Origin of the sequence: Neorhizobium vignae, assembly GCF_000732195.1 — a bacterium.
Lineage (GTDB): Bacteria > Pseudomonadota > Alphaproteobacteria > Rhizobiales > Rhizobiaceae > Neorhizobium > Neorhizobium vignae.
The window spans coordinates 37,625-56,634 of record NZ_JNNU01000032.1; the positions used below are offsets into that span (position 1 = coordinate 37,625).

At 59.8% G+C, this 19,010-nt stretch carries 17 protein-coding genes and 3 pseudogenes; 12 read left to right on the plus strand and 8 right to left on the minus strand.

Annotated features, from left to right (window positions below):
• Nucleotides 1–20: 20 nt before the first annotated feature.
• From GQ59_RS28660 to GQ59_RS28675, 6 genes are read left to right on the plus strand one after another with little or no spacing between them, the layout of a single operon-like run.
• The gene (locus GQ59_RS28660; RefSeq protein WP_037087967.1) at nt 21–1,436 is read left to right on the plus strand and encodes an aldehyde dehydrogenase family protein; all 1,416 of its coding nucleotides are present in this window, start codon (nt 21–23) and stop codon (nt 1,434–1,436) included.
• A gap of 11 nt (nt 1,437–1,447) precedes the next feature.
• A complete protein-coding gene (locus tag GQ59_RS32905; protein ID WP_207642198.1) occupies nt 1,448–1,591 on the plus strand; it encodes a hypothetical protein in 144 nt (47 codons plus the stop codon).
• Nucleotides 1,531–1,881, plus strand: a complete 351-nt coding sequence (locus GQ59_RS32870) for an SDR family NAD(P)-dependent oxidoreductase (protein ID WP_201772441.1) — start codon at nt 1,531–1,533, stop codon at nt 1,879–1,881. Before GQ59_RS32905 ends, GQ59_RS32870 begins: the two co-directional genes overlap by 61 nt.
• A complete protein-coding gene (locus GQ59_RS32875) occupies nt 1,878–2,183 on the plus strand; it encodes a Rossmann-fold NAD(P)-binding domain-containing protein (protein ID WP_201772442.1) in 306 nt (101 codons plus the stop codon). The genes GQ59_RS32870 and GQ59_RS32875 overlap by 4 nt, the downstream gene beginning before the upstream one ends.
• A gap of 45 nt (nt 2,184–2,228) precedes the next feature.
• Nucleotides 2,229–2,801, plus strand: a complete 573-nt coding sequence (locus tag GQ59_RS28670) for a TetR/AcrR family transcriptional regulator (RefSeq protein WP_037087968.1) — start codon at nt 2,229–2,231, stop codon at nt 2,799–2,801.
• Between the two features lie 45 nt (nt 2,802–2,846).
• On the plus strand, nt 2,847–3,815 hold the full coding sequence (locus GQ59_RS28675; protein WP_037087971.1) for a quinone oxidoreductase family protein: 969 nt from the start codon (nt 2,847–2,849) through the stop codon (nt 3,813–3,815).
• Nucleotides 3,816–3,886: 71 nt separating this feature from the next.
• Here the strand turns inward: GQ59_RS28675 and GQ59_RS28680 are convergent, their stop codons facing one another.
• Entirely contained in the window at nt 3,887–4,591 is a 705-nt protein-coding gene (locus GQ59_RS28680; RefSeq protein ID WP_037087973.1) for an IS6 family transposase, read from the minus strand.
• A gap of 52 nt (nt 4,592–4,643) precedes the next feature.
• Here GQ59_RS28680 and GQ59_RS31500 point away from each other — a divergent pair.
• A pseudogene (locus GQ59_RS31500) lies at nt 4,644–5,118 on the plus strand (excinuclease ABC subunit A); the annotation flags it as partial.
• Between the two features lie 195 nt (nt 5,119–5,313).
• Here GQ59_RS31500 and GQ59_RS28690 read toward each other — a convergent pair.
• Nucleotides 5,314–5,619 (minus strand): putative quinol monooxygenase, encoded by a 306-nt coding sequence (locus tag GQ59_RS28690; protein ID WP_037087999.1) that lies wholly within the window; start codon nt 5,617–5,619, stop codon nt 5,314–5,316.
• 374 nt (nt 5,620–5,993) lie between these two features.
• Between GQ59_RS28690 and xth the strand changes: the two are divergent.
• Nucleotides 5,994–6,690, plus strand: a pseudogene (gene xth, locus GQ59_RS28695) (exodeoxyribonuclease III); the annotation flags it as partial.
• Between the two features lie 405 nt (nt 6,691–7,095).
• On the opposite strand, the gene GQ59_RS28700 reads toward xth, so the two are convergent.
• Together GQ59_RS28700 and GQ59_RS28705 are read right to left on the minus strand one after the other, a co-directional pair.
• The gene (locus GQ59_RS28700; RefSeq protein ID WP_037087975.1) at nt 7,096–7,578 is read right to left on the minus strand and encodes an RES family NAD+ phosphorylase; all 483 of its coding nucleotides are present in this window, start codon (nt 7,576–7,578) and stop codon (nt 7,096–7,098) included.
• Nucleotides 7,578–8,153, minus strand: a complete 576-nt coding sequence (locus GQ59_RS28705; RefSeq protein WP_051904254.1) for an Xre family toxin-antitoxin system antitoxin — start codon at nt 8,151–8,153, stop codon at nt 7,578–7,580. Before GQ59_RS28705 ends, GQ59_RS28700 begins: the two co-directional genes overlap by 1 nt.
• A gap of 358 nt (nt 8,154–8,511) precedes the next feature.
• Here GQ59_RS28705 and GQ59_RS32170 point away from each other — a divergent pair, with 358 nt between their 5' ends.
• Entirely contained in the window at nt 8,512–8,628 is a 117-nt protein-coding gene (locus GQ59_RS32170; protein WP_152564487.1) for a hypothetical protein, read from the plus strand.
• Nucleotides 8,629–8,856: 228 nt separating this feature from the next.
• Here GQ59_RS32170 and GQ59_RS28710 read toward each other — a convergent pair whose 3' ends face one another.
• From GQ59_RS28710 to GQ59_RS28720, 3 genes are all read right to left on the minus strand, one after another.
• The gene (locus tag GQ59_RS28710) at nt 8,857–10,479 is read right to left on the minus strand and encodes a GMC family oxidoreductase (protein WP_037087977.1); all 1,623 of its coding nucleotides are present in this window, start codon (nt 10,477–10,479) and stop codon (nt 8,857–8,859) included.
• Between the two features lie 64 nt (nt 10,480–10,543).
• Nucleotides 10,544–11,506, minus strand: a complete 963-nt coding sequence (locus GQ59_RS28715; RefSeq protein WP_037087978.1) for a Bug family tripartite tricarboxylate transporter substrate binding protein — start codon at nt 11,504–11,506, stop codon at nt 10,544–10,546.
• Nucleotides 11,507–11,656: 150 nt separating this feature from the next.
• Nucleotides 11,657–13,153 carry an aldehyde dehydrogenase family protein gene (locus tag GQ59_RS28720; protein WP_037087979.1) on the minus strand — a complete coding sequence of 499 codons (1,497 nt, stop codon included), beginning with the start codon at nt 13,151–13,153 and terminating at the stop codon, nt 11,657–11,659.
• Nucleotides 13,154–13,276: 123 nt separating this feature from the next.
• On the opposite strand from GQ59_RS28720, the pseudogene GQ59_RS33485 reads away from it, so the two are divergent.
• Both GQ59_RS33485 and GQ59_RS28730 read left to right on the plus strand, forming a co-directional pair.
• A pseudogene (locus GQ59_RS33485) lies at nt 13,277–14,191 on the plus strand (NAD(P)-dependent oxidoreductase); the annotation flags it as partial.
• Complete coding sequence (locus GQ59_RS28730) at nt 14,181–15,803, plus strand: GMC family oxidoreductase (RefSeq protein WP_037087983.1); 1,623 nt, start codon at nt 14,181–14,183, stop codon at nt 15,801–15,803. The pseudogene GQ59_RS33485 and the gene GQ59_RS28730, both read left to right, overlap by 11 nt.
• Nucleotides 15,804–15,845: 42 nt before the next feature.
• On the opposite strand, the gene GQ59_RS28735 is transcribed toward GQ59_RS28730, so the two are convergent.
• Nucleotides 15,846–16,820, minus strand: a complete 975-nt coding sequence (locus GQ59_RS28735) for a Bug family tripartite tricarboxylate transporter substrate binding protein (protein WP_051904255.1) — start codon at nt 16,818–16,820, stop codon at nt 15,846–15,848.
• A gap of 195 nt (nt 16,821–17,015) precedes the next feature.
• Here GQ59_RS28735 and GQ59_RS28740 point away from each other — a divergent pair, with 195 nt between their 5' ends.
• Complete coding sequence (locus tag GQ59_RS28740; RefSeq protein ID WP_037087985.1) at nt 17,016–18,137, plus strand: NAD(P)-dependent alcohol dehydrogenase; 1,122 nt, start codon at nt 17,016–17,018, stop codon at nt 18,135–18,137.
• The last annotated feature ends 873 nt before the right edge of the window (nt 18,138–19,010 follow it).

Sequence of the window (19,010 nt, forward strand, 5' to 3'; positions counted from 1 at the left end):
GTCATTGCAGGAGAAACGACATGCATATCATCGATCGCATTTACATTGACGGCGCGTTCGTCGAACCCCATGGCGACCAATGGGCGCCACTCTTCAATCCGGCAACCGAGGAACAGATCGGCACCGTGCGTCTCGCCGATGCGCACGATGCCGATCGCGCAGTTGCGGCAGCCAAGCGCGCATTTCTGGCCTTTTCCAACACCACCAAGGAAGAACGAATCGATATGCTGCACCGGCTGCATGCCGCCGTGGCCGCCCGTGGAAACGATCTCATTGACGCCGTGCGCGAGGAATATGGCGCACCGTCCGACTTCATCGACTTCTCAGCGCCCAGAGCGGGCAACGTCTTCCTGGAAATGGCAAAGACACTTGAAGGCTATGAATTCAGACGCCGTATCGGGACTGCCGAGGTTGAGATGCGGCCCTCCGGTGTCACGGTGGCCATTACCCCTTGGAACAGCAACTACGGCTTTATCTGCGGAAAGCTGTCCGCTGCCATTGCTGCGGGCGCCACCATGGTGATCAAACCTTCGGAGATGAGCGCCGTCCAGACCCAGGTGATCACGGAATGCCTGCATGCGGCCGGTCTGCCCAAAGGGGTCTTCAATATCGTCACCGGCTATGGCGCCGTGGTCGGGTCCGCGCTGACCGCGCACCGCGATGTGTCAAAAATCACCTTCACGGGGTCCACGGCCACAGGCCGGACGATTGTCCGCACAGCCGCGGAAACCATGAAGCGCGTGACGATGGAACTTGGCGGCAAGAGCCCCAGCATCATTTTAGACGATGCCGATCTTGACGTCGCAGTCCCTCAAGTGTTGGCAGCCGGCTTCCTCAACAGCGGGCAGGCCTGCATAGCCGGAACCCGCATTCTTGCGCCCGAGAGCAAGTTCAAGGAAATCGAAGCCCGCCTCCGGGAGGCGGTCAAGGATTTCAAGGTGGGAGACCCCAAGGACAAAAGCGTCCGCGTCGGCCCGTTGGTCAGCCAGAAACAATGGGAGCGCGTGCAGTCCTATATCAGGCTGGGCCAGGAAGACGGTGCCAGCCTGCTCGCCGGTGGCGAGGGCCGGCCGGAAGGGCTGTCACGCGGCTGGTTTGTTCGTCCCACCATCTTTACCAGCGTGAACAACAGCATGCGCATCGCCCGCGAAGAGATCTTCGGACCGGTCCTCTCCCTCATTCCGTACCGCGATGAGGAAGAGGCCATCACGATCGCAAACGACACCGACTACGGCCTGCACGCCCAGGTCTTCTCATCGGACATCACCCGGGCACGGCGTGTGGGGGACCGGATCGAGGCCGGCCGCGTCATCCTCAATGGCGCCCCGCACGAACCAATGGCACCGTTTGGCGGCTTCAAGCAATCCGGTTTCGGACGGGAATTCGGCGTCTTCGGACTCGAGGCCTTTCTTGAACCCCGCGCAATCCTTGGCTGAGGAGCGAACCCATGACGAAGAAGCCGATTGCGCTGATTGCCGGCGCCAACAAGGGACGTGGCAAAGAGGTTGCCCGCCAGCTCGGCGGGCTCGGATGCAGGTCTATCTTGGCAGCCGTGATGTCGAGCGCGGACAGGCCGCAGCGGACGAGCTAACGAGAGAAGGGGCGGATGTGATGGCGATTGCGCTCGACGTCACCGATGAAGCGAGCATCGTGGCCGCGGCACGACACATTGAGGACCGGGAAGGACTGCTCGACGTCCTCGTCAACAATGCAGGCGTCCTCTATCGTGTGCCTGCGTTGGAGACGGACGCGGCCAACATGCTTGCACGCTATGACGTCGATGTCTTTGGCACCGTACGCATCATCCGCGCATTCTTGCCGCTTCTACAAAGATCGCCGACCCAAGGATCGTCAATATCACCAGCACCAGCGCCGCCATGACGCTCACCAGCGATCCGGCAACGCCGTTCGGCGAGTCGGACACCATCGTTGCCTACGCCTCGTCCAAAGCCGCCGTGACGATGATTAGCCTGCAATATGCCAATGCCTTCCGGCGTCACCCCTCGCATTCCCATATTAAGATCGATGCGGCGACGCCGGGCCACATCGCAACCGATGTCAACGGCTATGCCGGCACGCGTACGGTGAAACAGAGTGCGAAAATCGTCGTGGACCTGGCGACACTTTCCGACAGCGGCCCCAGCGGGGGCTATTTTAACGAAGACGGCCCGCTGCCTTGTTGACAACTCTTCTTGACTGTTCGTTCCAGAATCGTTATCTCAACCCTTATGGCAAGGATCAAGGAATTCGACAGGGATAAGGCGCTGGACGCAGCAGTTGGCGTATTCCGGGAGCACGGCTTCGACGGGACATCGACGGAGATGCTGGTTAACGCCATGAAGATCGGCCGGCAGAGCCTGTACGACACGTTCGGCGACAAGTGGGCCCTCTATCGCCTCGCGGTGGAGCGCTATGCGTGCGCGGAAACCGAAGCGCACATTCGCGAATTGCGCGGCAAGGAGCGCGCGATCGATGGTGTTTCTGCAATGATGGATCGGGTCGTGGCAGAAGCGGATCGGGCGTGCCTCGGTGTCAACTCGATCTGCGAATTCGGCCAGAGCCGCCCGGACCTGACAGAGGTGCATCTTGCGGCCGATCATCGGTTGAGACATGCAGCAAGGGATTGCATCAGGCAGGCTCAGGACGCCGGGGACCTGGACCGTTCGGCATCGGCAGATGCGGTGATAGACTTTCTCATCGCCAGCATTGCCGGCATTCGGATTGCGGCACGCGGGGGTGCCGGGCAGGAAGCGCTGCAGTCTCTCGAACGGCTGGCGCTCCGCGCGCTCATGCCAAGGTAAAAAATTTACTCAATTCTGGAACGAACAGTCAAGAAAGGCTTGGATATGAAGGCAGTCGTCATGAATCGCATCGGGGACACCGATGTCATGGAAGTCGTCGAACATCCTGAGCCCGTTGCAGCACCGGGACATGTTCTCGTCGAGATTGCCGCGGCAGGGGTGAATTTCATGGACATTGGCGTTCGGCAAGGCATGGCCTGGACCGACATCGCAAATCCCAAAATACTTGGTGTCGAAGGTGCAGGGCGCGTTCTCGCTGTCGGTGAAGGCGTAGCGGATTTCTCCGCGGGCGACCGCGTCGCCTGGGTCTACGCTCCAGGAAGCTACGCGAAGCGGATCTCGATACCCGTCAGTTCGCTGGTTCGCCTGCCTAATTTCATCGATGACCGGACGGCGGCAGCAATCATGATGCAGGGATTGACGGCGAGCCACTTCGCCACCGATTTCTACCCGGTTCAGCCGCGCGACATCGCCCTGGTCCACGCCGCCGCCGGAGGCGTCGGCCTGCTCCTGACACAGATAATCAGACTGCGAGGCGGCCACGTCATCGGGCGTGTTTCTTCCGAGGACAAAGTCACCATCGCCGAACAGGCAGGCGCCGAGCATGTTATTGTGGATCGTCAAGGAGACTTCGCGCAGCAGGTCCTGAATTTGACGAACGACAGGGGTGTAGACGTTGTCTACGATGGTTCTGGACCTACGACGTTTCAAGGATCGATCGAGAGCCTGCGCCGTTCGGGGACCTTTTGCTGGTATGGTCCCGTTCTGGGCGGTCCGGGTCTCATCGACATCATGAGCCTGCCGAAAAGCATCAAGATCGGCTACGCGGTCTTTTCCGATCATGTTTACGCACCGGAACGCCTTCGCGCCCGCGCCACGCAGCTTTTCGACTGGATCCGGGATGGCTCCCTGAAGATCAACATCGGAGGAAGCTATCGTCTTGAAGACGCCGCTTCGGCGCACTTGGACATGGCAAGCCGACGCACGACCGGCAAGTTGCTGCTCGTCCCCTAGTCGGCTTTTGAGCTCGCCATCAGGTGATGTCAGGTTAACTCGATCAAGTAAGATTCGGCATGCTACTTGGATCAGGCCGCTGTCGCGGTGACCGCCTTCCAATGTGCCATCGCCGTGAGGCGATGCAGATGAACAGCGATGGCAGAGTGGTCAGAGCGTGCGGGGACGAAGAGATTTCGGATCGCGGAGAACACACTGACGAAACGTTGCAGCGAACCCGGCGAGCGAAATCGCTGCATGATCCGCTCCCGTTTCCGCAGAGGAAGATGCGAGTTTTCGGCGCGGTTGTTCAGCCCCTTGTTTGATCGATGCTCGACGGTTGGCATCACATGCCGCCGTGCTGCGCCATACGAGCGAAGCTTGTCGGTGACGATCCGCTTCGGCAGACATCCCTGCTTCTTCATCAACCGCGTTAGCAGACGCTTGGCAGCCTTGGTGTTGCGGCGGGTCTGGACGATCTCGCCGAGAACGTAGCCGTCCTGATCGACGGCGCGCCAGAGCCAGTGTTTGCGTCCGCCGATCGTCACGACCACCTCGTCCAGATGCCACACATCATCTGGGCTTGGCGCCTTCCGCCGCAAGCGGCGCGCATAATCCGGGCCGAACTTCCTCGCCCAACACCGGATCGTCTCATAGGAAACTACAATGCCGCGCTCCAGCATCATTTCTTCGACCAGTCGCAGGCTCACCGGAAATCGGGTGTAGAGCCAGACCGCATGGACGATCAAAGAGGGCGGAAAGCGATGCCGTTTGTAGCTGCCAGGATTCAGGTTCATGGCGGCGAGCTAACAGCGAACGCCTTCAAGGAAAGTTAATCTGACATCGCCCTCGCAGGTTCTCGGGCTGACTGTCGCGGACGCCTGGGACTTCTTCGAAGACGCCCCGAGCGTTCGTGCGTCGCTGAAGGTTCTGCGCGAGGTAGGCCTAAGCTACCTTCGGCTTGGCCGCCCGCGACCGAGTTCTCCGGAGGCGAAGCGCAGCGCATCAAGCTGGCAACGGAGCTACAGCGGGCCCAGAAGGGTGGCGCACTCTACGTGTTGGACGAACCGACGACGGGTTTGCATCGGTCGGACTTCGAAAGGCTGATCGTACAGCTCAACGCGCTGGTCGAGACCGGCAACACAGTGATCGTGATTGATCACGACATGACCGTCGCTGCAGCAACCGACTGGCTCATCGATATCGGGCAGGTGCCGGAGATGAAGGCGGCCGGATAGTCGCAAGCGGAACACCGGAACAGGTTGCCCTTGCAGGAAATAGCCGGACAGCACCTTATCTCAAGCGCGCTCTCCCGCACGACTAACGATCAATTCAGTCGCACCGTCGGCACCAAGGCCGCTGCGTTTCAAGCAGGTCATACTGTCTGGCGTCTCGCCATCAAGCTCATGCAAACGCCGGGCTCCGTCCCTAAAGCGACGATCCGCACACACGGAAGCCGAGCCCTTTGGTCGATTTAGCGCTGCGGCTCATTTCCGTCAGGACTTGGAATTTCTGGCGCTCATGGCCGTTTGTCAGCGAGGATAGCCAACTTATGAATCTGCGGCGGCTTGGCAAACAGGTCCCCTGCCTCTGCCTTGGCCATCAAGGCCGCCGCGACTTGGCCATTTAAGTGGGCATCTCTTCCGCCCTCATCGTCAAACGTATCGAAGATCGCAAACGAAGTTGGACCTTCCTGGATTGCGTACCAGGAAATCGTGCCCGGCTCCGCGTTGACGAGAGGTATGGCTGATCTCAGAAAATCGGCGACCTCCTGTTCCTTGCCGGGTTTTGCTTCAAGAGGAACGTAGAGTGCGAATTTGGTCATGACCATCTCCATTGGCACCTCATCGTGCCACAAGCTGCTATACCACGTTCAGCCGCCGGATGTTTCGCAATCGGGCAAATAAAGAAGTCCATAGGATAGCTCGGTTTTATGTGGGAGGGCGAACCCCTCGGAATATTTGGAAAATAAAGGTCGCGGATCAAAGCTCTTGAAAGGATTGGAACCGCCGGCCCATCAAAAGGTTAACTTAAAACTCTGTTTTTGTGGGGTTTCTCCATCCCATCGCGATCTCTGAACCTCGATTGTACCATCGACCTTCGCTGCCGGTGCGTATAACATCTCCCTTGCACCCGCCTGCAAGGAGTTTTTGTGAAATCCCCAAGTGGCGCCGAGCGGCAGATATTTGCTCTGAGTGAGCGGAACCTAACGTCGTTGCCTGCAGGAGTTATAGTCGTCTGACGAGGTTTCCACGCCGGGAGATCGAGCGTGCCGGCTATGGCGCCATCTGGCATGGTCAGAAATCCTGGAACGGCGTGGCCGTCCTCGCCCGCGATCAGGAGCCGCGAGAGACCCGCCGTGGGCTTCCGGGCGACCCCGACGATAGTCACGGCCGATATATAGAGGCGGCCATTGATGGCATGATGGTCGGCTGCCTTTATCTTCCGAATGGCAATCCGGCACCTGGGCCGAAGGTTGACTACAAACTTTGCTGGTTCGAGCGGCTGCATTCCTATGCGGCAGAATTTTTCGAGCTTGATGTGCCCTGCGCATTGGTCGGAGATTTCAACATCATGCCGACCGACCTCGACGTCCACAAGCCGGAGCGCTGGCGAGACAATGCCCTGTTTCGGCCCGAGGTTCGCGCAGCTTATGCCGACCTCATTGCCATGGGCTGGACGGACGCCCTTCGGCTGCTGCATCCCGAACAGCGGATCTATACGTTCTGGAAGTATTTCCGCAACTCTTTCGCTAGAGACGCATGCCTTCGCATCGACCATTTTCTGCTCAGTCCGTCAGTACGCACGACTGCAGACCTGCGGCGTAGATAGGTTCACCCGTGCATGGGAGCACACGAGTGACCACGCTCCGGTTTGGATTGAATTGGGTGACTGATAGCTCACCTTAAATGAATAGGGCCCAGTTTGCCCGCAATTGGCATATGAGCGGCCGCTTGTCTGCCTTTGAGGCAAGGCGTTGGTAGACGCTCTTGTTCCAGAGAACGAGACGGTTACGTCCGCGTAAAACCATGCGGCTGCGTGAGGCTCGCGCCGAGCCTAACACGGCGAGAGACATTCCTCACAGATCCCGTAACAGTCTTCGTCGGATGACGCGGGCCGTCCGCAACAGCGGTATGGGGACGTCCCCGGATCAGCCGAAGAGGTCTCCGGCAGCAGGATTTCAATCTCGGCGTCTGCGAAGAGGCGAAGGGTGTCTTCTTCCATCTCGATGGTCCAGGTCGGGGACTCCGACTCGAGGTATTTACGCCAGCGGCAATCTCAAGATGGGCTCCGAAGTGATTTAGGTATTCGATTTCAGACGCGAATCGTAGAGCCACCTGCGAACCTTTGTCGCTGAAATTTTACCAGCATCTGGGTGCAGCGGATTGACAAGCATATTCGACTCGTCGGGCACAATGACCGAAGGAACGAACAGACAGGCCGACCGACGTTCGGCCAGCCAAGTCGAGCCATAAACCAAACTGGCGCGCCCCGCTGGTAGCGCATCCCATCCTACCGGCGCTGTTTTTGCATCCAGCCGCTCGCTTGCGTCCCAGAGGTCTTGAGGGATGTCGATTCTGACGAGGTAGCGGTTTAAAGGTAAGCTAGATGCAGCAAAATGCACGAGCGTTTCCATGGCCGCGAGCGAGATGTTTTCCGCGCAATAGAGCACGGCAAAGCCCGGAGCATTCCACCTCCCCCCCGTAACTTTCGCACCCGTTCCTGTGAGGTCATCCGCTTCATAATCTGGAGTGTCCGTCGCGATCCGCCAAGCTGCGGGCATCAGGAGTAGGCCCCACTTTGCATCCGGGCAAGTAATTGCGACACCATTGCCTGCCCTTCGAGCGTATCGATGAAATCAAGTGGACGGGCACCCCCAAGAGCCGGCACGGATTGCTGTAGCCAGCCGGCCAGCCAGCTTGCTGCGTCAAACCCTTGCGTATCGCCAGATTGCTTTACCATCTCGGTAACTTGGCCCACGAGCTTGGAAACGCCCAACACGCGCTCGCTATCTTCCGGGGATAGGTTTTCGTGCCTACTCACCTTGCGGTTCAACGTGGCGATTGACATCCTGAGGCTTTCTAGAAGCACACTCTGAGGTATGCCAAGCCGCTCCTGCAGATGCTTCACGTCTCGTGCGCTAATCCCTTCTCGAATCATCTCAATCCGCTGCCAAGGCGGTGCTCGGAAGATTTCCTCGAAGTCGGAAACAGAAACAGTCTTCTTCCGCTTACCGCCACGCTCGGTTTCCGATGGCTCGCCGAAAATCGCCCGCAGAAGCTTTTCCTCCGGTGTCATCTGATCGAGATCAGGCTTGACTTCGCGCTTCGATGTAACTCGTGCTGTTGCAGGTTCCATATGAATATCACGACATCGCTTGCCGTGCTCCTTTGAGCATGAATATAGCTCAAATGATTAGATATTCAAGCGCCATTGCCGCCGACTGACTTTGCAAACGGCTATTTGAGATCGCATCAGGGGTGAGTAGCGGCCTGCTCCGTGGCAGAGTGAGGTCGCTAGAAAACTCTCTGGAGGCCAAACCATGCCGATGACAGCAGATCAATCTCAAAAGCGGTGATGTCACGTTGTTTGACTGAAGCTGGGCGAAGGGCTTGCCGTTAAACTTAGGCAGCTGCGCCGGTTACGGCCTCCACCGCCATCGCGCGGATACGACGAATGTGGGTGGCGAGGGGCGGTGTGCTTCCGGTAAAACCCGATGCAGCGCTTCGGTCGACCGGAAGAGATCGCAGAAGCTGTCGCGTTTCTGGGCTTTGAGGCAACGTATACCACCGGCAGCGAACTCGCCGTCGAAGGCGGCGGCTCCCAGCTTTAGCGCCGACCGGCACGCCTTAGGGATTTGACGTGCCGCTAAACGATCAGAACGATCTGCTCACACGCCTCTTCGGACTTCAAAAGATCAACAAAGTGCGGAAACGCTGAAAATCACCCGTCAGCTTTGCTCTCTCAACGGTTTGCGACGAGCCCGAAACGATGCATGTCCGCGGACGCGGCGGCAACCTGAGTCTCTTCGACGTATCCACCAGAAGCGACTGGCCGACCGTCAGCCAACCGGCGTGGCGGCGCCGCGCCCGCGGATCATTACGGACGCTTTTTCGGCAATCATGATCGTCGGGATGTTTGTATTGCCGCCCGGCTCTTCCGGCATGACGGAAGCATCAACGACACGCAGGCCTTCGATGCCACGAACCTTGAGTTCCGGATCGACGACGGCACTTGAGGTCACGCCCATGGCGCATGTGCCCAATGCATGTTGTCGGACCAGCACGGTCTTGCGGATGACCGCTTCCAGATCGGCATTGGTCTGCACCTCCTTGCCGGGAAAAATCTCGTCTTCGATCAGGTCTTTCTGGCGGCCGGAATTGTAGATTTCCCGCGTCAGCCGGATCGCCTTGATCATGTCGTCCATGTCGGGACGCTCGGTGAAGAGATTGAACTGGATACGCGGGGATGCGTCCGGATCCGCCGAGCCGAGCTTCACCCATCCGCGCGAGCGGGGATAAAGTGTCCCGACGCGGGCGGTGAAGGAATGGATGGGTGGCGGCGTCTGGCCGGGGAACCATAACTTCGCATCGTTCGCGACCGAGGAACAAACGAGCTGCACGTCCGGCCGGTCAAGATGCGGTTCGGTCCTGGCAAAGATCACCGCCGCAGCACCATTGTTCGTAAACGGGCCTTTGCGGAACAGGTGCCAGCGGGCGCCGGAAACGACCGCGCGATCCAGCCGAAGCTGTTCCAGAAATGTGCCCTTGTTCTTCGCCTTGAAGATCGCCAGCATATTGGGATGTTCGGACAGGTTCTGCCCGACACCCGGCAGGTCGTGCACGACATTTATCCCGAACTCGCGCAGATGATCTGCAGGCCCGACGCCGGACAGCATCAGCATCTGGGGCGATTTGTAGGGTCCCGCCGACAGGATGACTTCGCTTTCCGCAAATGCCGTCCGTAACTGGCCATCCTGCCTGTATTCGACGCCTCGGGCGCGGTCTTTCTCGATCACCACGCGGCGCAAAACGGCGCCGGTCTCGACCGTCAGATTGGGCCGCGAGAGTGCGGGATCGAGGTAAGAGCGGGCCGTGCTCTGGCGCACGCCGTCGCCCACGGCAAGTTCGATCTTGCTGACGCCTTCCGTGTCGGCACCATTATAGTCGTCGCGATTGGTAAGGCCGACTGCGGCCGCACCATCCTGCAAGGCTTCGTAGAGCATTTGCGGATGCCGCGTCTGGGAGACCTTGATCGGACCGCTTCCGCCGTGAAACTCGCCCTCGCCGCGCCAGCTGTTTTCCAGCTTCCGGAAATAGGGTAGCACATCCTGATAGCTCCAGCCCTCAAGACCGAGCTGCCGCCATGTGTCGTAGTCGCGAGGATTGCCGCGGGCAAAGATCATCCCGTTGATCATCGATGTTCCACCCAGCGCGCGGCCCCGACGCAGGAGAATGCGGCGGCCGTTCAGTCCCGGCTCCGGCTCGGTATCGAACTGCCACGTATATCGCTTGTTGAACGACATCATGTAAAAGGCGATCGGCATCTGCAGCCACGGATGGCGGGCACGCTTTCCCGCTTCGAGAAGCAGCACGCGCGTCGTTCCGTCTTCGGTTAGCCGATTGGCAAGCACGCAGCCAGCCGAGCCCGCACCAACAATGATATAGTGGTATGTGGCAGTCATGCTTCTTCATGCCTTCTGGGAAGACAGACTCCCGCCGGAATGGCGGAAGCCCGAATGCGGCCCGTCAACCGGCTGGCGGGATGTTGGCGATACGAATGAACTCGCGCCAGTCGTCGATCGCCTTGATCAGCATCTGCTGGGTAGTTGCGGGCGAATTCGCCCAGGGATCGCCTCCGGAATCGTTGAGGAACTTGATCGTCTCCGGCTGTTTGAGCGCCGTGGTGAACCAGCTGTTGATCTTGTCGACGACCGGTTTCGGCGTAGCTGCCGGAACCGCCGCCGAGAACCAGGTGGTCACGTCGATCGGAAATCCCTTTTCCTTCAGCGTCGGGATGTCCGGTATCGAGGCGAGCCGTTCGCTGCTGGCAACGGCAAGCACGCGGAGCCGCCCTTCGCGCTGCTGCGCCAGGGAAAAGACCGGGTCCAGCGCGCCGAACAGAAGCCGGCCAGACAGGAGATCATTCAGCGACGCGGGCGCCGACTCGTATTTCACCTGAACGGTTTCCAGCTTGGCCGCCTGTTTGTAGAGTTCGCCCAGAACCATGCCGGAATTGGCCGCAGCAGCATAGGAAGCTTTGTCGCCTTCCGCTTTCAGTCTCTCCGTCAGCTGTTCGAGGGTCTTGATATCGCTCTTGGCATCGACCACGATCATGAAGGCCTGCCGGTTGATGGTCGCGACCATCTGCAGGTCCTTGGCGACATCGATCGGCGGCTGCTTGAAGCGCGACATGATCGAGGCGATCGTCGTGCCGGCATCCATGAGGATGGTATGACCATCTGCCGCCGAACGCGCCACATATTGCGTACCGATACTGCCGGCTGCGCCCGGCTTGTTTTCAACGATGATCGTGGCACCGGGAACCTGCGCCTTGATCTTCTCCGTCATGAAACGGACGAGAATGTCCGCGCCGCTTCCCGCCGGGAAGGTGCAGATGATGCGAATGTCTTTGCTCGGATAGTCCTGCGCCTGGACGCCAAGCGGCATTGCCGCGGCGAGCGCCAGCGCCATGAAAGTTCTGCGAAACATCGTGTCCTCTCCTCCCTTTTGCCGGCCGGAAGAAGACCGGCATGACACACTGACTGCAGTCTTATTGCAGTTCACCAGCACGGCCTCCTCCGCCATACCGATCCTTGAGAGCGGGGGCGTCATGCCCCCGATGCACTTGAGCCCAAAGGCTCAGAGCGCCATCGCCACCGATTTCAGCTCGGTATAGGCCTCGATACCTTCGCGGCCGAGTTCCCGGCCCCAGCCTGACTGCTTGAAGCCCCCGAAAGGCAGAGCCGGATCGAGACCGCCGCCATTGACCCGAACCGTGCCGGCCTTCAGCTTCTTCGCCATCTTGTGCGCCGTCGAAAGGTTCTGCGTCCAGAGCACCGCGCCGAGCCCGTAACTCGTGGCATTGGCCTCGCGGGCGATGCGATCGAGATCGGCCTCCTCATAGGACATGGCGCAGAGCACCGGCCCGAATATCTCCTGCTGCACCACATCCATGTCCGGTCGCGTTCCGGTCAGAACCGTGGGCTGGATGAAATAGCCTTCGCTGCCGATGCGGCCGCCGCCGACGCGAAGCTCCGCGCCCTGGTTCTGGCCCGAAGCGATAAAACCGGAAATCCGGTCGAGTTGCTCCTGTGATACGACCGGCCCCATCTGGGTTGAGGCCGCCAGACCGGGGCCAACCCTAAACTCGCTCGCCCGCCGCGAAACGCCGTCCACCAGTTTTTCGAATACGTCGCGATGGGCATAGAGCCTTGAACCCGCGTTGCAGATCTGGCCGGCATTGGAAAAGATCGAGCGGGCCGCCCCCTCGATCGCCCGGTCGATATCGGCATCCGGAAAGACGATGACCGGGGTCTTGCCACCGAGTTCCAGCGTGACGCGCTTGAAGTCGTTGGCGGCAGCCCGGATGATGATGCGGCCGACATCCGTCGAGCCGGTGAACGTCACCTTGTCGATCCCCGGATGCGCAGTCATCGCCGCACCCGCAGTGTCGCCGAAGCCGGTCAGGATGTTGACTACGCCTTCGGGAAAGCCGACATCGAGGATGAGCTGGCCGAGCCGCAGCGTCGTCAGCGGCGTCTGTTCGGCCGGTTTCAGCACTACGGTACATCCGGCAGCGAGCGCCGGAGCAATCTTGGACACCGCCATCATCAGCGGCGCGTTCCACGGAGTGATCGATCCGACGACGCCGACCGGTTCGCGCATCGTATAGGCATGCCAGGTACCGGGATTGGAGATAGAGATGGACTCGCCGTTCAGCTTGGTGCACCAGCCGGCGAAATAACGCAGAACTTCGATCGAATGCGGCAGGTCGACGATCTTCGCATCGTTCAGCGGCTTGCCGTTGTCGAGCGTTTCGATGAAGGCAAATTCGTCGGCATGCGTTTCCAGCGCATCTGCCAATCGCCAGATAAGCTTGGCGCGGGCCGCCGGCGTCATCCTCGACCAAGGGCCGTCGTCGAAGGCGCGGCGGGCGGCATCGACTGCGAGATCGACATCGGCCGCGTCCGCAGCTGCGATTTCGGCGAGCAGACTGCCGTTGGCCGGATTGTGGGTTGAAAAGGTCTTGTTCGATGCTGCCGCCACCCACTTGCCGTCAATCAGCAACTTGTGGGGGCCACGAATGAATTCGCTCACGGCAACAGGGATCGCCGCCATCGAAACGTTGACGCTCATGCTTCCTCCTTCTCGCCGCTCCTTGAACCGCTCCTCTGCGAGTATAAGGCAACCTTATTATTCATTATGGACAAACACAATCCATCATCGTAAAAATTTGAGGCAGATAAAAGATCATCACGACGGGAGGAAAACGTGACGGATCGCATTATAGGGTTTATCGGGCTCGGCAACATGGGCTCGCACATGGCGGCGCATCTGGTGAAGGGCGGATATGAGGTTCTGGCCTACGATATAGACCCGGAAAAACGGACCGTCTTCGCTCGGGAGCACGGGACGGTGGCTCCTGAAACGCCGGCAGATCTCGCCCCAGCGTCGGTCATCCTGACCATGGTGCCGACGGGTGCAGTCGTGCGTGCAGCCCTGAACGAGGGCGGTGAAAAGAGCCTCCTCGCCGGCCTCAAGCCCGGCAGTCTCGTCATCGACACGACATCCTCACCACCAGAAAGCACCCGCGAACTGGGCGCCGATCTCGCCCGCCACGGCGTGCTGCTGATCGACGCGCCGGTGTCCGGCGGGTGGATGGGCGCACGGGATGCCAATCTGGTCTTCATGATGGGCGGCGACAGCGAGGAGGCGGTCGAACGCGCCGCGGCGGTTCTCTCGCATCTCGGCAACAAGATATTCCGGCTCGGCAAGCTCGGCTCCGGCCATGTGATGAAATCGATGAACAACTATGTCTCCGCCGCGGCCTATGTCGGCGCCTGCGAAGCGCTGATCATCGGCAGGCAATACGGCCTCGACCCTGCCATGATGGTGGACGTCTTCAACGTCTCGACGGCCCGGAGCTTCGCGACCGAGACCTCCATTCGCCGAATTATCGCCGGCAACGAGAGCCGTAATTTCGCGCTCGACCTCTTCACCAAGGATATCAAGATCGCCGCCGATCTCGCCGATGCCAAGGCTGTGAAGGCGACGCTGACCCACGCCGTGCATGACCGCATGGTCGAGGCGCGCGATGCGATTGGCGGTTATGGCGACCACACCAAGGCCTATGCCTTCTGGGCATCCGAGGTGGGAGAGGACCATGGCCGATGAGACGCATGAGTTCGACATCGTCGTCGTCGGAGCCGGCAGCGCCGGCTGTGCAGTCGCCGGGCGGCTGAGCGAGGTCAGCGGGCTGAGGGTCGCGCTCGTCGATGCGGGTACGAGGGATAACCTGCGCCTGACAAAGATACCGGCCGCGGTGCTGAAGACGCTCGGCCATCCGCGCTACGATTACCGCTTCAAGACCGCGCCGGACCCGACCCGCAACGGCCGCGTCGACCAAATCGCCCGCGGCAAGGTGCTCGGCGGCTCCTCGGCGATCAACGGCCTGATCTTCGCACGCGGCGCGCCGGTGGATTTCGACCGCTGGTCGGCGATGGGCAATCCAGGTTGGGACTGGCAGAGCGTCCTGCCGCTGTTCCGGCGTCTGGAAACGTCCGATCTTGCAGAAAACAGTTTGCGCGGCGGGTTAGGCCCGCAGGATGTGACGTTACCGACCTATCGCCATCCCCTGACGGACCCTTTCATTGCCGCGGCCGGACGGCACGGCATTCCCTTCAACCCAGATTATAATGGCGAAACGCAGGAGGGCATCGGTTATGTACAGGGCACGATCCGCCGCGGCGTTCGCGTATCGGCCTATGACGGTTATGTTGCGCCCAATCTGAGCCGATCGAACCTGCAGATATTTGCCGGATGCCGGGCCGAGCAACTGACTTTTGAAGGCAATCGCGCGGATGGACTGATCGCAAGGCGGGGCGACAGGTTGCTGCAGCTCAAGGCGCGGCGCGGTGTCGTTGTCTCGCTCGGGACGTTCAACAGCCCGCAACTTCTGATGCTATCCGGCCTTGGCCCCGCGGAACGACTGCAACATTACGGTATCGGCGTGCGCCAAAACCTGCCCCGCGTTGGGCAGGACATGCTCGACCATACCGGCTTCCGGATGATCATGGAGGTCGATACGCCGACCGCCAACAATCAGTCGCGCGGCCTGCGGGCGCCCTATCATCTTGCCCAATGGCTTTTGGGTGGACGCGGGCCGGTCGGTGCGGCTTCGGCCGAGGCGGTCGGCTTCTTCCGCTCAGAAGCAAGCGTCGCGACGCCTGATCTTCAGGTGACGTTCTTCCCCTATGCCAGCGAGTTCGCACCGGCGACCGGGAGGGCCCTCCTGAAGCCGAAATCGCTGATCTCGGTCGGCGTCAACATGAACTATCCGAGGAGCCGCAGCCATGTGACGATCCGGTCGGCAAACCCCGCCGATCCGGTCGAGATCCATTACCGGCTGTTCGAGAACGAGGACGATCTGGTAACGCTGGTGCGCGGATTGAAGATCATCCGTTCGCTGGTCGATGAAGAACCGTTCGGCAAACATATCGTCGATCGATCGCTTTACCCTTCGAACGAGGCAAGTGAACAGGCGGACAGGGATTTCGTGCGCGCCAACTCCCGCAGCTACATGCACCCGATCAGCACCTGCCGCATGGGAACGGATGAGAATGCGGTCGTCACGCCGGACTTGAAGGTACGCGGCTTCGATGGCCTGTGGGTGGCCGACGCCTCGGTGTTTCCCGACCATATCAGCGGCAATATCAACGCCACCACGCTGATGATCGGCGAAAAGGCCGCCGACATTTTGAAAGCCGACCTTCGGCAATTCGCGTGATACGGCAAGGGCCGGCCATTCGCCGGCCCGTGTCGGAAAGCATCATTGCGGCTCGATATTGCCGACCTTCACGTAACGCGCCCAGTCGTTGATCTCGCGCTCGACCATCTTGTAGGTCGCATCGGAAGAATCGGCCGTCAGCGGTTCGCCGCCATTCTTGCCGACGAACTCGCGGGTCGCATCGGACTTGGCGATTTTGGTGAGAAGCGCGTTCAGCTTGTCGACGACCGGCTGCGGCGTCTTTGCGGGCGCTGCGACCAGCCACCAGATATTCAGATCCACATCGACGCCTTGTTCCTTGAACGGCTTTACATCTGCCATGCTGGAGATCGGCTTTGCCGTGCTGATCGCCAGCAGCCTGCCGCTGCCGTCTCGAGCGCGGGCCAGTCCGAAGACCGGGTCCGACACGACGAAGTCAATTGAACCGCTGTCGAGGTCGTTCAGGACATCGGCGGTCGCCTTGTAGCGGACCTGGACGGTTTCCAGCCCGGCGCTCTGCTTGTAGACCTCGGCCAAAATGGTCGAGACGTTGTTTGAGGTTGCGTAGGAAGACTTCGCCCCCTTCTGCTTCATAGCCGCGGTCAAGTCGGCAAGCGACTTGTAAGGCGATTTCGCGCTGACGAGCATGGTGAAGCCCTGGCCGAAGATCGGCGCGACATAAATGAAATCCTTGTGAGGATCGAAGGGCGACTGCTTGAAGACATAGGGCGTGGCGCTGAACGTATCGGCGCCGCCGATGAACAGCGTATAGCCGTCGGGCGTGGCACGCGCAGCGGCAACCGCCGCAATGCTGCCGAAACCGCCGGGCTTGTTCTCCACCACGACCGTCTGTTTGGTCGAGTCCTCGAGCTGCTTTGCGAAATAACGGGAATAAATATCGGCGCCGCTGCCGGCGGCAAAGCCGGTGATGATGGTCACCTGCCGGCTCGGATAATTGTCGTCAGCGGCAAATGCGCCGCCAGTCGTCAGGCATGCGGAACCCACCAGCGCCAAGGCGCAGGTCACCAAGCGTCTCATTGATTTTCCTCCCAAACCAGGCCCGACCTGCAAGCGATGCCGGACGATCATGACGCGAAAAGTCTCCTCCCTTCGCGCCAAATATAAGGTATCCATATATTGTATTTCCGTCAAATAGGATTTTATATTAACGAATAAGAGGCGACTATTCATGCCGGCGCAGCAGATGGTCACAAAATAATGTCTGGAGGAAACATGCAGATCAGAGCCGCCATCGTTGGCAAGGACAACGCCATCACCATTCGCCCGCTGGAACTGGCAGGACCGGGACCGCATGAGGTTCTGGTGAAGATCGTCGCGGCCGGCGTCTGCCATACGGATCTAAAATGCGCCGGCTCCAAGATCCTAGTGAAAGCCCGTCCGGTGGTCCTCGGACATGAAGGAGCCGGTATCGTCGAGGCGGTCGGTTCGGCGGTAAGGGAACTCAAAGCCGGCGACCATGTGGTGATGACCTTCGCCTATTGCGGCACCTGCCGAAGCTGCCGTGAAGCCGAACCGGCCTATTGCTACCAGCAATATCCGCTGAATTTCAGCTGCGCGAGACCGGATGCCGGCAAGAGCTATCTCTGCGACAACGGCGAGGATGTTCACGGAGACTTCTTCGGCCAGTCGTCCTTCGCGACCTATGCGATCGGCAGCGAGCGCAATGTCATCAAGGTACCGGACGACGTGCCGCTTGAAATCCTCGGCCCGCTCGGCTGCGGCATCCAGACCGGCGCGGGCGCGGCACTCAACGACCTGAAAGTCGGTCCCGGCGATCGCTTTGCGGTCTTTGGCGCCGGCAGCCTTGGGCTCAGCGCCATTATGGCGGCCCGCTATGCCGGCGCGAAGACGGTGATCGCCGTCGATCGCATCATGGCACGTCTGGATCTGGCACTCGAACTCGGAGCCGACCACGCGATCCTCGCAACCGAAACTGATGCCGTTGTGGACATCATGCGGCTGACCGGCGACGGTGTCGACCAGTCACTTGATACGACGGCTGTGGCCTCGGTCATGCGCCAGGCGATCGACGTGCTGGCACCGCGCGGCGTCTGCGGTTTTGTGACCGCGCCAAGCGATGGTTCGGAACTGCCGATTCCGGTACGCAGCATGCTGCTCGGCAAGAAGGTGCGCGGCATCGTCGAAGGCAACAGTAATCCGAAACTGTTCATCCCGTTCCTGATCGACCTCTACAAACGCGGACATTTCCCGTTTGACCGGCTGATCCAGTTCTTCAATTTCGAGGATATCAACGATGCCTTCCATGCCCAACACAGCGGTGCGGCGATCAAACCGGTCTTAAGGATGGAAAGGAGCGAAAGCAATGAAATTTGAAGGGCATCCAGTTTAAACTTGCCCGGCCATAGGGAAACCGATCGTTTCACTCGCCCTATACCTTTTTTAGCAGCAGACACATGACACTAATCGTATGTCAGAGGCTAAACATGGAAAGACAGTTCGTTGCTTACTATCGAGAGTCCACACACAGGCAGGGTGCGGATTGGGGATTGAAGCGCAGAGGCGGACCGTTGCGGCGTTCGCCAATGGGGTCAGAACATGAATAGGAAGTTTTAGCGTGAAATGCTATTTAGGACCCCATTTTTAGAACGAAAATCGATCTCAAGCATCACTTTCTCAGCTAAACGCGCGATTTCGCACTAATCTTGTTCTGACCCCTGGTTACCAGGGTCCCGTTCGGGCCACCGCCTTCCTCGTCCGGAAGGAGAGCCAAAGCCTTGTCGGCTTGGAGCGATCACTGGCTCTAGTGGCGTGCGTGGCTCACCATACGATAAGCTTCAGATCGGGACGCCGATTCCCGTCAACACCGGACCGACCGCAACCACTAGATCTTACAAGGCGCCTTTTGACTTCCGCAGCCCACTCAGTTTCGCGGCGTACCGTTTATGCCTGCGGAAAGCGCGTGAATCTTGGGCCGTTAAGTTCCGCTCAAGCCCTGACGGCGGCCATTAGGACGGGAACGTCTACGAGGATGAGGTTGGCCGAAACGCCATGAGTGCGCTGTACATCGCGCCGTGGGCTACACCCTCAATCAGCGGCACTGCTGCGCTGGTTGCGGCGCAACTTGGTACCGCCATGGTGCGCATGGCATTGGTGATTTCGCGTCACACCAATCTGCTGATCAAGGGTCTCGACTCCATACTCCTCGAAATCAAAACGCGACGGTGAAAGACCGGGCTGCCTCATCTG

Coding starts and splice junctions, on each gene's coding strand:
- GQ59_RS28660 (WP_037087967.1), top strand. CDS start 21: ATGCATATCATCGATCGCATTTACATTGACGGCGCGTTCGTCGAACCC.
- GQ59_RS32905 (WP_207642198.1), top strand. CDS start 1,448: ATGACGAAGAAGCCGATTGCGCTGATTGCCGGCGCCAACAAGGGACGT.
- GQ59_RS32870 (WP_201772441.1), top strand. CDS start 1,531: ATGCAGGTCTATCTTGGCAGCCGTGATGTCGAGCGCGGACAGGCCGCA.
- GQ59_RS32875 (WP_201772442.1), top strand. CDS start 1,878: ATGACGCTCACCAGCGATCCGGCAACGCCGTTCGGCGAGTCGGACACC.
- GQ59_RS28670 (WP_037087968.1), top strand. CDS start 2,229: ATGGCAAGGATCAAGGAATTCGACAGGGATAAGGCGCTGGACGCAGCA.
- GQ59_RS28675 (WP_037087971.1), top strand. CDS start 2,847: ATGAAGGCAGTCGTCATGAATCGCATCGGGGACACCGATGTCATGGAA.
- GQ59_RS28680 (WP_037087973.1), bottom strand. CDS start 4,591: ATGAACCTGAATCCTGGCAGCTACAAACGGCATCGCTTTCCGCCCTCT.
- GQ59_RS28690 (WP_037087999.1), bottom strand. CDS start 5,619: ATGACCAAATTCGCACTCTACGTTCCTCTTGAAGCAAAACCCGGCAAG.
- GQ59_RS28700 (WP_037087975.1), bottom strand. CDS start 7,578: ATGCCCGCAGCTTGGCGGATCGCGACGGACACTCCAGATTATGAAGCG.
- GQ59_RS28705 (WP_051904254.1), bottom strand. CDS start 8,153: ATGGAACCTGCAACAGCACGAGTTACATCGAAGCGCGAAGTCAAGCCT.
- GQ59_RS32170 (WP_152564487.1), top strand. CDS start 8,512: ATGCAGCGCTTCGGTCGACCGGAAGAGATCGCAGAAGCTGTCGCGTTT.
- GQ59_RS28710 (WP_037087977.1), bottom strand. CDS start 10,479: ATGACTGCCACATACCACTATATCATTGTTGGTGCGGGCTCGGCTGGC.
- GQ59_RS28715 (WP_037087978.1), bottom strand. CDS start 11,506: ATGTTTCGCAGAACTTTCATGGCGCTGGCGCTCGCCGCGGCAATGCCG.
- GQ59_RS28720 (WP_037087979.1), bottom strand. CDS start 13,153: ATGAGCGTCAACGTTTCGATGGCGGCGATCCCTGTTGCCGTGAGCGAA.
- GQ59_RS28730 (WP_037087983.1), top strand. CDS start 14,181: ATGGCCGATGAGACGCATGAGTTCGACATCGTCGTCGTCGGAGCCGGC.
- GQ59_RS28735 (WP_051904255.1), bottom strand. CDS start 16,820: ATGAGACGCTTGGTGACCTGCGCCTTGGCGCTGGTGGGTTCCGCATGC.
- GQ59_RS28740 (WP_037087985.1), top strand. CDS start 17,016: ATGCAGATCAGAGCCGCCATCGTTGGCAAGGACAACGCCATCACCATT.